Annotated in this window: 12 protein-coding genes; 9 read left to right on the forward strand and 3 right to left on the reverse strand. The window is 46.3% G+C overall.

Annotated features, from left to right (window positions below):
- Positions 1-73: 73 nt before the first annotated feature.
- The gene (locus tag FTU54_RS10910; RefSeq protein ID WP_180074749.1) at positions 74-514 is read right to left on the reverse strand and encodes an RNA-binding S4 domain-containing protein; all 441 of its coding nucleotides are present in this window, start codon (positions 512-514) and stop codon (positions 74-76) included.
- A complete protein-coding gene (gene yrfG, locus FTU54_RS10915) occupies positions 507-1193 on the reverse strand; it encodes a GMP/IMP nucleotidase (protein ID WP_180074750.1) in 687 nt (228 codons plus the stop codon). The genes FTU54_RS10910 and yrfG overlap by 8 nt, the downstream gene beginning before the upstream one ends.
- A gap of 12 nt (positions 1194-1205) precedes the next feature.
- Between yrfG and FTU54_RS10920 the strand changes: the two genes are divergently transcribed.
- From FTU54_RS10920 to FTU54_RS10930, 3 genes are all read left to right on the forward strand, one after another.
- Positions 1206-2063: a 3'(2'),5'-bisphosphate nucleotidase CysQ gene (locus FTU54_RS10920; RefSeq protein ID WP_180074751.1), complete on the forward strand. Its 858-nt coding sequence runs from the start codon at positions 1206-1208 to the stop codon at positions 2061-2063.
- A gap of 55 nt (positions 2064-2118) precedes the next feature.
- The gene (locus FTU54_RS10925; RefSeq protein ID WP_005178488.1) at positions 2119-2853 is read left to right on the forward strand and encodes a histidine phosphatase family protein; all 735 of its coding nucleotides are present in this window, start codon (positions 2119-2121) and stop codon (positions 2851-2853) included.
- Between the two features lie 363 nt (positions 2854-3216).
- Positions 3217-5895 carry a M66 family metalloprotease gene (locus tag FTU54_RS10930; RefSeq protein ID WP_373685795.1) on the forward strand — a complete coding sequence of 893 codons (2679 nt, stop codon included), beginning with the start codon at positions 3217-3219 and terminating at the stop codon, positions 5893-5895.
- Positions 5896-6176: 281 nt separating this feature from the next.
- Here FTU54_RS10930 and rpsT read toward each other — a convergent pair whose 3' ends face one another.
- Positions 6177-6446: a 30S ribosomal protein S20 gene (gene rpsT / locus FTU54_RS10935; RefSeq protein ID WP_005178484.1), complete on the reverse strand. Its 270-nt coding sequence runs from the start codon at positions 6444-6446 to the stop codon at positions 6177-6179.
- A 212-nt stretch (positions 6447-6658) separates the two neighbouring features.
- Here rpsT and FTU54_RS10940 point away from each other — a divergent pair, with 212 nt between their 5' ends.
- The 6 genes from FTU54_RS10940 (at position 6659) to FTU54_RS10965 (ending at position 13405) form a co-directional block, all read left to right on the forward strand.
- A complete protein-coding gene (locus FTU54_RS10940) occupies positions 6659-7324 on the forward strand; it encodes an NAD-dependent epimerase/dehydratase family protein (RefSeq protein ID WP_180046786.1) in 666 nt (221 codons plus the stop codon).
- A gap of 11 nt (positions 7325-7335) precedes the next feature.
- Positions 7336-7848 carry a ribonuclease E activity regulator RraA gene (rraA, locus tag FTU54_RS10945; protein WP_005178481.1) on the forward strand — a complete coding sequence of 171 codons (513 nt, stop codon included), beginning with the start codon at positions 7336-7338 and terminating at the stop codon, positions 7846-7848.
- 54 nt (positions 7849-7902) lie between these two features.
- Positions 7903-8679: a glutathione S-transferase N-terminal domain-containing protein gene (locus FTU54_RS10950; RefSeq protein WP_034597779.1), complete on the forward strand. Its 777-nt coding sequence runs from the start codon at positions 7903-7905 to the stop codon at positions 8677-8679.
- 125 nt (positions 8680-8804) lie between these two features.
- Complete coding sequence (locus tag FTU54_RS10955) at positions 8805-9161, forward strand: hypothetical protein (protein ID WP_075167974.1); 357 nt, start codon at positions 8805-8807, stop codon at positions 9159-9161.
- A 129-nt stretch (positions 9162-9290) separates the two neighbouring features.
- The gene (mfd, locus tag FTU54_RS10960; protein WP_180074753.1) at positions 9291-12752 is read left to right on the forward strand and encodes a transcription-repair coupling factor; all 3462 of its coding nucleotides are present in this window, start codon (positions 9291-9293) and stop codon (positions 12750-12752) included.
- 218 nt (positions 12753-12970) lie between these two features.
- The gene (locus FTU54_RS10965; RefSeq protein WP_005178471.1) at positions 12971-13405 is read left to right on the forward strand and encodes an HIT domain-containing protein; all 435 of its coding nucleotides are present in this window, start codon (positions 12971-12973) and stop codon (positions 13403-13405) included.
- Positions 13406-13446: the final 41 nt, after the last annotated feature.

Raw genomic sequence — 13446 nt, forward strand, 5'->3', positions numbered from 1 at the left:
GAGTATAGTGACAGAATTTATGTTTCTCTTCTATGAAAATCAGTGGCCTTGCGACACATTCTGACGCTCAAAATTAATCATCATGATATGACCAGGAGTGGTCATAGGACTGATCATTTTCTTGTTTAAATTTACTGATTTGTCGTCGGTCTTTTTTACTTGGACGATGATCAGGCCGTGCTAGATTATGCAACTTTCTTTGTGATGCAATCAATTCCCGACGAGCAATACTGACCTCAGTTTCTTCATAAAGTTGCTGGGCCACCGGTGCCGGACCACGGACTGCCGATAAAGACAGTACTTTGACCGTTTTGCGGTCAAAGCCCTGTTGTACGGTCAGCTCCATACCAACCCGGATTTCCTTGGAAACTTTGACGCGCTCACCATTATGATGCACCTTGCCGCCTTCAATGGCCGCTTTGGCAATTGAACGGGTTTTAAAAAAGCGGGCCGCCCAGAGCCACTTGTCAATACGCATGCTTTCTACAGCTTCGTGTTGAGCAGATTTAGGCATATATTTTGTTTTCCTCAGCGTGTTGCAATAGGGGAATCAGATCGGTTAGTGCATGCAGCATCGGATAATGACTATCTGCACGGGCTGCTTTGCCTGATGAAGGCTGCTGAATGGTCAGCAGCTGTTGAATACCGAATTTTGCTGCACCATTGAGTACTTTTTCGGTATCATCAATAAAGTAACAGCGGGCAGGATCAAAAGGATGCTGCTGTGCCAGGTGTTGCCAGAATTCGACAAATTCTTTGGCATATCCAACGCTTTCACTGCTGATCATGACATCAAAATAGTTGGTCAGACCGGTTTGCTCAAGTTTAAAGGCCAGTCCGGCGCAGTCGGCATTGGTGGCCAGCCAGATTGGATAGCCATTGGCTTTTAGGTAATCGAGCAGCTCGATACAGCCCGGTCTTAAAGCCACCTTATGTTTGTGCTCAATCTGCATGGCCAGTACATCGACCCCGACTTTACTGGTCCAGAAGCGCGATGAATACCAGTTGAGGGTATGGTTGTGTTCCTGATAAAACTGGAACAGGGTATCCCGGCTTTCGGCCAGACTGCATTGATGCAACTCGGCATAGCGGACCGGTAACAGCTCATTCCAGATGAAATCATCATAGGCAAGGTCAAGCAGCGTACCATCCATGTCAAAGATGATGGTGGGTTGATCAGAATAATTCGACATATAAGGCTATCTATGTTTAAAAAAACCACAGCACCACAAGATCCACTGATTTTGCAGCTGATGCCCATTGTGACACAGGCATGTGAAATCTTGCGAGAAGAATATCAGCGTTATTGTTCCGGTGCCAATTTTGATATTGAACACAAAAGCGATGAATCGCCCGTAACCCAGGCCGATTTTCGGGTGAATGCCTTCATTACAGAACAGCTGGCCCAGCAGTTTCCAGATGTGCCGCTACTGTCAGAAGAAGGCGCAGTTTATGATCGGGCGCGGTGGGACACGTTCTGGCTGCTTGATCCACTCGATGGCACCAAAGAGTTTTTACATCAACGTCCGGAATTTACCATTAACCTGAGTCTGGTCGAAGGCATTCATACCACCTTTGCCATTCTGGCGATTCCGGGCGAGCAAACGGTGTATATCTGCCCCAAACAGGGCCTGCCGCTACGGTTTAATATCCAGCAACAGCAATGGTACGCCTATCTATATGTAGACAGTGGTCCGCAGATTCAAGTCGGTTTAAGTCAAAGTAGCCAAAATAAACCGGTCTATGAGCAGTATCTACAGGCGCTCGCTACGATTGAACAGGACTATACGGTTTTTCGTGCTGGCAGTGCTTATAAGTTCTGCATGATGCTGGAAGATAAAGTGGATTTATATCCGCGTTTTCACCCAACCAGTGAATGGGACACCAGTGCTGGCCAATGCCTGATTGAACGGATTGGCGGTGGCCTGATTGATTTTCAGGGACGGCCATTTTTATATAACCATCGTGATACGCTGTTAAATGGCAATTTTATTGCCTATAAAAATGCCGAAATGAAAGAGATTGCCTTGCGTGCTCTAGCACTTATGGCGAATGAACATTGAGCTAATTTGCCAACATGCTATAGTGGGCTTAACACCTTTGTATTTGGCTTGATCCATGGCGTTAGAGCTGCTTCCACCGAGTATGTTAAAGGCAATTGATTTGTTGCCCGATGTGCATACTCCCGTGACCTTGTTTACCCGGCATTCCATTCGTGAAAATGTGGCTGGACAGGGACTGGCGGGCTATGATTTGCAGTTAACCGGTCCGGGACGTGAACTGGCGCAAAAATGGGGGGCTTATCTCATTGACCATAGCGGACGCGCCATTCAGCATTGTATCTCTAGTCCGATCCAGCGCTGTGTCGATACTGCCGCCTTAATGATTGAAGGCGCAGATTCGGTACATATTGCGCCAAATACCCATCATATTGAAATTGTCGAGCAGGGCTTGCTGGTCGAGCCAGGCAGTTTTGTGCTGGACATCAAGCAGGCTGGTCCGTATTTTCGCCAGCAGGGTGCGTTGGGCTTTATTAACAGCTTTGTCAATAATGCCTTGCCGGGCATGAAACATCCGATTCATGGCGTGGTGGATGTGCTGGAACTGATTTATAACACTCATCCTAACAGTCCGGGCGGCCTAAGTCTGGCGGTCAGTCATGACACCATTCTGGCTGCGATTATTGCGGTAATTTCAGGGCGTAATGAGGTGTCACAGGAAGACTGGCCACAAATGATGGAAGGGCTGTTTGTCTGGTTTGAAGGTGAAAATTTTCTGGAATCACAGTTGAAATGGATCTGGCGCGGCAAAGTACATACCTTGGATATCTCGCAGTTTCATCAAAAAGTTTAATATAAATTTGCGCTGGGGATGGTTTGTGAAGGTGAGCTATGGCTGGCTTTAATATATCTTGCTCACACTCAAAAAAAATCCACCTAAAATGACTATGTGTTACGCCTATTTCTATTGGGGTGCAAGAGTCTTGTTTGTCTAAAAACCGCCTAAATCAAAATTTTCTTTTCTGCTGCATTTTTGTCCATCATTTAAAAAAAATAAAAATAAGCTGTCTCTTTCTCTGTCCAATAAAGTACAACACATTGCTTTAGATTTTAAATTACTCTAATATAATTTCTTAAGTCATTGAAAAATATGTGTTTATTTTTTTATTTTTAGTCATAAATTGACATTGGGGTAAAATAAATAGTGAAAAGTGTGATCAAGTTTCCGCTTAGTTTGTTAAGTGTAAGTATATTGTCGTTTATGCTGACGGCATGTGGCGGTGGTGGTAGTGATGGAGAAAGTCAACAGCCGAACAATGGGACAGCACCAGATGCTCCGCTGCATGGAAGTCATTATCCTGAGCCAACGCAAGATGTGGTAAGTCCATCTGTTTTGGGTTTTTATGATTTTAATGCCCAGTCTGAATCACGTGAAGTGCGTAATGATTTAACAGGTTCTTTGCAGGCGATGGTGCAGTTTGCCCAAGGCCATGTGGTTGACCCGAATGGTAACGAAGAGAAAAAAATGCCACGTTTAACCGCAGAACGGGAGGCATTGTTATTAATCACACCGATGCAGGAGATGGATCAGATTAATGCACTGCAGGTTGAGGTGTATCAGAATGAACGGCTGTTACGCCGTATCAACCTGGCTGATCCGACTCAAATTCCGGCCTCGGACCAGAGCAATCGTGATGGCCGTGCAGAAGTGCGCTACAGTAAACGGGCCTGGTCAGCGCGCTTAAACTGGGATGAAGTACGTCCGGGCTTAAAATTACGGATCATTGACAGCAAAAACCGCAGTGGTGATTTACTGGCAGAGCAGATTGATTTTGCTGCGCCTGGTGAACTGGTACTAAATAATATCCGGATTGGACTGCTCACTGCGCCGCCACATTCAACAGGACATGCCATGCTGCTTGAACCGGAAAATTCAGGCACAGACTATTTCCAGACCATTCCGGCAGCGCACATGACGGTGGCTAAATATGATGATATTCAGCTGGATCGGGTGATGGTGGCCAACGGCACCATCTACGACAGTCAAAGTGCAGGCGAAGGCGGTGTTTATTCGGGGGATATGCGTGAAAACACGGCGAAATCGACCTTTAGTGTGGGAATTAACTTGGCCAACTGGGGGGTGACCAGTGCTTCGATGCTCAGTCAGCAACAGCCTCAACTGACTCAAACTGTGGTAACTCACCATGCGCGGGGTAAATATAGCAATGGTGAACAGACCCATGGCTTGAGTGGCGGTAACGGCATGTTGACCCTGTATAACTCGGTGGGTAACGAATTTAGCCATGAAATTGGCCATCATTATGGTTTAGGCCATTATCCGGGCTCTTTTAAAGTAGATGATACCACCACCAATTATTTCTGGTCGGCACATCATGCCGATAGTGGCTGGGGCTATATAGGCTATCGCAACAAAATGCGCGGTAATTTGGCTTGGCAGTCCTCCAATCTGGGCGATGGCAAAAACGGGGTGCCAAATTTCCTGAAACTGTATGCGTATGGTTGGGATGCCATGTCAGGCGGTGCCACCAATAGCAGTATTTCACGTTATACCCATTACACCGGTTATAGTACCTTTTTGCGTATCCAGCCGCATTTTACCAATCGTCATGTGTGGGATGAAAGTTCGCCATCCGGCTATAAACGCTGGAATCCGGACAGCCGCCAGATGGAAGTGGTCTATCCGAAAGTGCCGAATTCAAGCGAGGTCTGGTATAACAGCGCCGATGGCTATTATTTAAAACCGCGTTTATTTGGGGTGCCGGTGATTACCATTATTGGCGGCTATGATCCGGAAACCCAGCAAGGGGTGTTGTATCCGGCAGCACGCAGCAACTGGGGCAATGTCTATGATTTGCCGGCTGCACAGCGTGGCGCAGAGCAGGCGGCTTGCTGGTTAGATGTTCAATATACCAATCGCAGCCAGAACGTGGCTTTGGCACCTCATCGTATGCGTGGTAATGCCAATAAGCTGCATGTGAACCTGGCCATTGCAGATCAGCCGCAACAGGTTAATTTGTACTGCAAAAAAGCCAATGAAGCCGAGAAATTATTATCGACACTTACGATTCCTCAATACAGCACTGCCATTTCAGCTGCTGTAAAAATTGGACGTGAGGATGGTTATACGGCGCTTAGAAAAGTGGAATTGCCGGAATTCCAGCAGCAATTGGAAGCACAGGCCAATCAGGCGGTGATCGCTTTAAAGCCAGCTGCACAATTACTATATGATTCTTATGCAGAAAATCGTCATGAATTGAGTGCACTAGCTCAGCAGCAGTTGCAGCGTTATGAACAGCAGCAACAGAACATCTACCGTTTGAATCGCTGGATGAATGTCTACCGTGCCGATCTGGAGCATGCAAAACCTGAAGCGCAAACAGCGCTGGAAGGCTTCGTGACGCAGTTGGGACTGGCCAATGAAGATCTTCTGGCTGAAGCAACGCTACTTAAAAACAGAAATAACTGTTTGAAAGTGGAAACTCTGGCGACAGGTCAGAAAAATGTCTATATCAGTGGTGCAAGCGCCTGTACCGGAGATGACACCGAGCAATGGATTTATGATGGTTTGGGCCGGATTCATAGTAAAGCCGAGATGGATCTGTGTTTAAGCAATAACGGCAATATGGTAACACTGGCCAGCTGTAGCACCACACAGGACAGTCAGGTGTGGACAATGCATACAGAAACCGGAACCATCCGCCAGGGTGCTCAATGTTTTGATCTGGAACATGGCTATTTAAAAGACAATCGTGCCCGTTTAATCCGCTATGGCTGTACCGGTGGGGCAAACCAGCAATGGACCCAGTTAAGCGCTAATAATAGTCTGCAACTGGCTTATTTAACCCCAGAAAACTTAAGACTGATGCTGAAATAACAATTCATATTCAACATTCTAGTCTGAATTATATAAACACCTTCTAAGTAGTTTAGGAGGTGTTTTTTTATGGGGGATGTTGTGGCAATCAAAAATATAGGGGGACAGATTTATTTTCTAGTGATGGTAGGTCGTGTGATGGTTAGATGTTTTTTAGACGGTTTAGTGTGGAATTGAGATGGAATCGATCGGGACGTAAACGTATTGAGGATAAGATCGGACCAAAATAAAATCTACAGATACAAAAAAAGCCCTGAATCAGGGCTCTTTCTGCTTTGCGATTAGTTAGAAGCTAATGCTTTAACTTGCGCGTTCAAGCGGCTCTTATGACGAGCAGCTTTATTTTTATGGATGATGCCTTTATCAGCCATGCGGTCGATTACAGGTACAGCTTTTTTGTAAGCTTCTGAAGCAACAGCATAGTCACCAGCAGCGATAGCAGCTACTGTACGTTTAAGATAGGTACGAACCATAGAACGCAAGCTTGCGTTATGTTTACGTGCTTTAACGTTTTGACGAGCACGTTTTTTAGCTTGAGCAGAGTTTGCCACTCGTGCACTCCTTGAAATAGATTGGTCTGGGCGGGCCGCAATTCAACTGAAAACCACATCAGCAGAATTTCACCAGCCCGTAAACAAGTGCCATATTTTGATTAAACAATGCGTCGAAGTCAAGTCTTGACAAGCTTTGACAACATTTAAGATGCAGAAAAAAATGAAAGAAAACGTTAGATTAGTGTGAGTGCCTGAATATTGGATAAAAAATGACTCAAATCATAAAAAAAGCCATTGTCATTGGATCGACCGGTTTGGTCGGCCGGGCGCTGGTTTCTGCCTTAAATGATCATCCTGCCTGTCAGCAGGTTACGGCGGTGGTGCGTCGCCCGGATACAGCCTTTGAACAGATGGCCAAAGTACAGCCATTGGTGCTGGAAGATTTACTGATGCTGAATGATCAGGATGTCAGCGAGCATAGTCATGGCTTTAGCTGTTTGGGTACCACCCTGAAAAAAGCCGGCTCAAAAGATAACTTTTATGCGACTGACTTTACTATCAATGCCCATTTTGCCGAGCTGTTGCAGCAAACCTCTGCCTATTATCTGCTGGTCAGTGCCTTGGGGGCCAATGCCAGATCGCCATTTTTTTATAATCGGGTCAAAGGTGAACTGGAACAGTACATTCAGAACTTATCTTTAAGCAAAGTTTCACTGCTGCGCCCATCTTTATTGCTAGGCGAGCGTCAGGATGCACGTTTTCTGGAAGATCTGTCACAGCAGCTGTTTCAGCGCTGTTCATCTTTTTTGCCTAAAAATTTTAAACATCGGCCAGTGACAGCCGGGCAGGTGGCTCATACTATGGTCGAGGCTGCCTTAACTCAAACTGAAAAGTTTGAAATTTATGATAATTTACGCATACAACATACAAAATGAGGGAAACACACGTGTCTACAGTCGCTTTCGTTACTTGTGATTTGCTGGATGATAACCCGGATAAACAGCTGCAAGTGGTCACCCCATCAATGGATGGCAAATTTTTCAAAAGCTATGGCGCGCGTAAAAGTTTTGGCGGTCAGGTGGTGACGGTAAAATGCTTTGAAGATAATTCGCGTGTAAAAGAATTACTGGCGACTGAAGGCCGGGGCAAAGTGCTGGTGGTGGATGGTGGTGCGTCAATGCGCTGTGCACTTATGGGCGACCTGATTGCCGAATCTGCAGTAAAAAACAACTGGAATGGTGTGATTATTTACGGTTGTGTACGTGATGTCGATGCCATTGCTGAACTGGATTTAGGCGTACATGCGCTGGCAGCAATTCCACAAAAAAGTAACCGTAAAGGCGTGGGTGAGGTCGATATTCCGCTCAGCTTTGGTGGTGTGAATATTCAGTCGGGTGATTATATTTATGCCGATAATAATGGTATTGTGGTGGCCAAAGAAGCATTGGTGGAGCTGTAATCAACCCGATTCGGCATTCATCTTCTAGAACATAACAAGAACAGGAAGGTCATGATGTTGCATCATCAAATTAAAGTGGTACAGGCATTGGCTTCTGCTTTGACCGAAGGCGGGCGCGGAAGCAATGGCACAGCATTTCCCAAGCAACCTGAGCAGCCGCTCAAGTTGTATGAGTTTGAAGGTTCACCATTTTGTCGACGTGTACGCGAAGTCATGACCTTGCTGAATCTGGATTATGAAGTCTATCCCTGTCCTAAAGGTGGTAAAAAATACCGTCCGCAGGTCAAGGAATTGGGCGGTAAACTGCAATTTCCATTTCTGGTAGATGAAAATACCGGAGATCATCTCTACGAATCGCAGCAGATTATTCATCATCTGTTTAAACACTATGGCAAAAGCGGGAAAACCCCGCGGCGCTATGCACATTATCCAAAAATTCCCTTTGTGGCCTTTGCTGGTACGCTGCTTAATGGTGCACGCGGGGTCTGGGTCAAGAAAAAGATTAAAAACCGTGCGGCACCAGAGCAACTGCTGGAGCTGTGGGGTTTTGAAGCCAGTCCGTATACGCGCATTGTGCGCAGTACCTTAACCGAGCTGGAATTGCCTTTTATTTTCCATAATGTGGCCAAAGAGCGCTGGCAGGATCAGGGGCTGGCCAAATTACGTTTAAAGCCAGGTAAATATGTACCTTTAAAGGGCGGTAAACGTGAGAAAGTCTTGGCACTGATGGGAGAGAATATTCAGGTGCCTTATCTGGTTGATCCGAATACCGGCGCTCATATGTTTGAATCGGATGATATTGTGCATTATTTACAGCGCCAGTATGGTTAAAACTCTCAAGTTAAAAGCATCTTCGGATGCTTTTTTGTTTTTATAAGGATATTGCCGCGTTCAAATGCTGGATCTCCACGCTAAAGCCGATACACTAGGCACAGCGAATTTCAGGATATCAGTATATGTTCAATAAAGTGGCGCAACTGTTTAAAAGCAAGCCCTCTCCAGAAGCAGAATTTCTGGCTGAACATCAGATTCAGTTTGATCCGCAACACGGCTATATTGTCGATGGTATTGTGCTGAATGAGACTTTATCGGAGCGGCTGGAGTATTTGTCTAATCGGCGTATGAACCGTTTTGATGACCTGAAAGAACTGTATTTTACCGCCATGCTGATCAATGAAAAAATTGATCTGGAAATTGCCACGCAAAGCTTTGTGACGCGTTTGGGCAACACAGAAGAAAACCTGTTGCAGTTTAAAAGTATCGTGAAACGCCTGAATGATTATTATCGTCAGTTTTTGCGGGAGAAAAAGTAAGCTTCAATCCATCTTTTCAGCTAGATGTAGTCTCATTTTTCAGATAAAGATTAAGAAAAATTAACGTAATGGATGGAAATGCTCGTGTTAGTATAAGCCGCATGTTGATTAGACCTAAAAGCTATATACATGTTCCAACACGAAAGCTCCCAACTCAATCTGAAACAATTAAAAACGGGCGAAAAACGCTGGGTGGGCAATTTGCAGGGCTCATCCGCGGCCTTGCTGATCAAGCAGCTGAGTACCCAGCATAAACAGTTATTGATTGTGGTGGCGCGTAACAGCCAGCATTTGGGGCAGTTGGAAAGCGAGTTCGAGTTTTATGGTATTCAACCGACTATTTTTCCCGATTGGGAAATCTTACCTTATGACCGTTTATCGCCGCATCAGGATATTGTCTCTGAGCGTCTGGCGATTTTATCGAATATGCCACAGCAGGGCGTGCTGCTGGTGTCGGCTGCAACCCTGGCGCAGCGTGTGGCGCCAACCTCTTGGGTCTTAGGTGAGCATTTTGATATTCAGGTTGGCCAGAAATTTGAACTGGAACAGCAAAAGAAACGCCTGATTCAGGCTGGTTATCATCTGGTCGATACAGTCTATGATCATGGTGAATTTGCGGTGCGCGGCAGTATTATGGATATTTTTGCTTCAGGGCAAGAAGCACCAATCCGGATTGACCTGTTTGATGATGAAATTGAAAGCCTGAAGTTTTTTGATCCGGAAACCCAGCGGACCACCCAAACCATTCAGCAATTTTCAGTACTACCCGCCAAAGAGTTTCCTTTAAAAGAAGGCCGTTCGCTGTTCCGCGATCGTTATGCAGAATTATTCCCAAGTGCAAATCCAAAGAAAAGCCCGGTGTATCAGGATGTGCTCGATGGCATTGCCTCGCCAGGGATAGAGTTCTATTTTCCGTTATTCTTTAGCGCTCAGGCAATGGCTGCCGAAAGTACCTTAATGGCGTACTTACCTGAGAATGGCATTGTCATTACAGATAAAGGGCTGGAAGAAAGTTTAAACAGCTTCTGGCAGGAAGTAAACCGCCGTTATGAAGATCGCCGGCATAATATTGACCAGCCTATTTTACCGCCAGAGCAATTGTTTTTATCATCGCAGCAGGTGCTGGGACAGCTGAACCAGTTTGGCCGCATCATCGCCTCGGCAGATCATTTTGCTGAAAAAGCCGGTGTGGTAAATCTGGCCACTGAAGCACCGCCTAAATTGCCGGTCGATCCGAAACGGGAAAAACCATTTAGTCTAGTCAAAGAGTATATTAACGCGGCCAATCATCCGGTGTTGCTGGTCGCAGAAAGTGCCGGTCGCCGTGAAACCTTGAAAGATGCGCTGCGTTCCAGTCTGGGAGAAATCCCAACGGTTGAGAGCTTTGCTGAATTCCAGAAATCTTTATATGCCGTTGCCATTACCAACGCTCCTTTAGATCGTGGTCTGGTAATTCAGGGCCAGCTTTCGGTCATTTCGGAAAATCAGCTTTATGAACATCGTGTGGTTCAGCGTCGGCGTAAACGTCAGCAGGAAGTCTCGGAAGAGTTTTTAATTCGCAGTCTGACCGAGCTGAGTATTGGTGCACCGGTGGTACATATTGATCACGGTGTGGGGCGTTATGCCGGACTGGTGACGCTGGAAATTGATCAGCAGGATCATGAATTCTTGCAGCTCGATTATGCCGATGGCGCCAAAGTCTATGTGCCAGTGACCAATTTGCATTTAATTAGCCGCTATAGTGGTGGCGATCCGGATTTGGCACCGCTACATAAACTTGGCACTGATGCCTGGCACAAGGCTAAGCGTAAAGCCTTGGAGCAGATTCACGATGTCGCAGCCGAATTGCTGCATATACAGGCACGCCGTCAGTCCAAGCCGGGCTATGCCTTTGAGCTGGATGAAAAACTGTATATGCAGTTTGCATCCGGGTTTGCCTATGAAGAAACGCTGGATCAGGCCAATGCCATTGAAGCGACCTTATATGATATGCAGCAGGCCAAACCAATGGACCGTCTGGTCTGTGGGGATGTTGGCTTTGGTAAAACCGAAGTGGCCATGCGTGCCGCCTTTGTCGCCGTGCAAAATAATAAACAGGTAGCGGTCTTGGTACCGACCACCTTGCTGGCACAGCAGCATTATGAATCCTTTAAAGACCGTTTTGCCGACTGGCCGGTGCGTATTGAAGTCCTGTCGCGTTTTGGTTCATCCAAAACCCATACTAAAATCATTGAAGATTTGGCCGAAGGCAAAGTCGATATTGTGATTGGTACCCATAAAATTTTGCAGGAAAATGTCCAGTTCAAACAGCTGGGACTGATGATTGTCGATGAAGAACACCGTTTCGGTGTGCGCGATAAAGAGCGGATTAAAGCCTTGCGCGCCGATGTCGATATGCTGACCTTAACGGCAACCCCTATTCCACGTACCCTGAATATGGCCTTTAGTGGTATGCGCGATTTATCCATCATTGCCACACCACCTGCGCGTCGTTTAGCCGTAAAAACCTTTGTGCAGGAACAGACTGGTGATTCAGTCAAAGAAGCGATTTTGCGTGAATTGCTGCGTGGCGGTCAGGTGTATTTCCTGCATAATGAAGTCGATACCATTGAACGTGCAGCAGAAAATATCCGCCAGCTGGTGCCGGAAGCACGGGTAGCAGTCGCACATGGCCAGATGCGTGAGCGTGAACTGGAGCAGGTGATGCAGCAGTTCTATCATAAAGAATATAATGTGCTGGTCTGTTCCACCATTATTGAAACCGGGATTGATGTCCCGAATGCCAATACCATTTTAATTGAACGCGCCGACAAGCTCGGCCTGGCGCAATTGCACCAGTTACGTGGCCGGGTTGGACGTTCGCACCATCAGGCCTATGCCTATTTGCTGGTGCCGTCGATTAAAGGCTTAAAAGGTGATGCTGAAAAACGTCTGGATGCGATTCAGCGTGCATCGACCTTGGGTGCCGGTTTTATGCTGGCCACCGAAGATCTGGAAATTCGTGGTGCCGGTGAACTTCTCGGGGAACAGCAAAGCGGTTCGATGCAGGCCATTGGTTATAGCCTGTATATGGAAATGCTGGAAAAAGCCACTAAAGCCATTCAAAAAGGCAAAACCCCAAATTTCGATGCGCCGTTGTCGTTAACAGCGGAAATCAACCTGCACATGCCAGCCTTGATTCCGGATGAGTATCTGGGCGATGTGCATCAGCGTTTATTATTCTATAAACGTATCAGCAATACCGATACACAGGAAAAACTCGACAACATCCGTATGGAACTGATTGACCGTTTTGGTATTCCACCACAACCGGTAAAACAGCTATTTGCCGTGCATCAGCTGCGTCTGAAAGCCGAGCAGCTTGGTATTACCAAAATTGATGTGGGTGCTAATGGCGGCAATATCGAGTTTTCACCAGATACCCCGGTGCAGGCCATTAGTATTATCCAGATGATGCAAAAACATCCGACCTATTTCCGGATGGATGGCGGACAGCGTTTAAAAGTCATGGTGCTGTTGGATGAACATCAAAAACGGATTCAGTTTATTTCCGATTTGCTGGAGCAACTGCTGCGTGAGCTGCCAGCCTGAGTTAGCGCTCAGTCCTGATGCAATTCCTGCTGTTTATTTAATCGCTGACTGCGCAAAGAAGTCTTGATTATTTAAGGAAATTTATTGAAGATAGGGGATTGCTCTGGCTGGCTGCAAATAGTGTGTTATTTGTGGTGAAACGGCCGTTATAGAATATTCACGTCCTTTGGGATGTGATAGTATTAGCCATCATTCTAATTTGCGTCATTTATAAAGATATGTTTAGTTTGCATCCACAACTTGCTCAAGATACTTTTTTTGTAGGCGACTTTCCCCTGTCAACATGTCGTTTAATGAATGATATGCAATTTCCTTGGCTCATTCTTATTCCACGTGTGCCGGGCATTACCGAACTCTATGAATTAAGCCAGGCCGACCAGGAACAGTTCCTGCGTGAATCGAGCTGGTTATCTAGCCAACTGTCACGTGTATTCCGTGCCGATAAAATGAATGTCGCTGCACTGGGCAACATGGTGCCACAATTGCATTTCCATCATGTGGTGCGTTATCAAAATGATGTGGCATGGCCAAAACCGGTCTGGGGAACACCAGCAGTACCGTATAACAATGAAGTGCTGAACCATATGCGCCAAACGCTAATGTTGGCACTACGCGGTCAGGGCGATATGCCATTTGACTGGCGAATGGACTGATATTCGTGTTTGCATCATGCAGGGATGTATGGTGTGACCAG

This window comes from Acinetobacter sp. YH12116 (assembly GCF_013418895.1).
GTDB classification, from domain to species: domain Bacteria; phylum Pseudomonadota; class Gammaproteobacteria; order Pseudomonadales; family Moraxellaceae; genus Acinetobacter; species Acinetobacter indicus.

Excerpts from the sequence above, each read along its gene's own strand:
- mfd (WP_180074753.1), top strand. The coding sequence starts at position 9,291 with ATGTTCCAACACGAAAGCTCCCAACTCAATCTGAAACAATTAAAAACG.
- FTU54_RS10925 (WP_005178488.1), top strand. The coding sequence starts at position 2,119 with ATGGCGTTAGAGCTGCTTCCACCGAGTATGTTAAAGGCAATTGATTTG.
- yrfG (WP_180074750.1), bottom strand. The coding sequence starts at position 1,193 with ATGTCGAATTATTCTGATCAACCCACCATCATCTTTGACATGGATGGT.
- FTU54_RS10955 (WP_075167974.1), top strand. The coding sequence starts at position 8,805 with ATGTTCAATAAAGTGGCGCAACTGTTTAAAAGCAAGCCCTCTCCAGAA.
- FTU54_RS10965 (WP_005178471.1), top strand. The coding sequence starts at position 12,971 with ATGTTTAGTTTGCATCCACAACTTGCTCAAGATACTTTTTTTGTAGGC.
- FTU54_RS10920 (WP_180074751.1), top strand. The coding sequence starts at position 1,206 with ATGTTTAAAAAAACCACAGCACCACAAGATCCACTGATTTTGCAGCTG.
- FTU54_RS10910 (WP_180074749.1), bottom strand. The coding sequence starts at position 514 with ATGCCTAAATCTGCTCAACACGAAGCTGTAGAAAGCATGCGTATTGAC.
- FTU54_RS10940 (WP_180046786.1), top strand. The coding sequence starts at position 6,659 with ATGACTCAAATCATAAAAAAAGCCATTGTCATTGGATCGACCGGTTTG.
- FTU54_RS10950 (WP_034597779.1), top strand. The coding sequence starts at position 7,903 with ATGTTGCATCATCAAATTAAAGTGGTACAGGCATTGGCTTCTGCTTTG.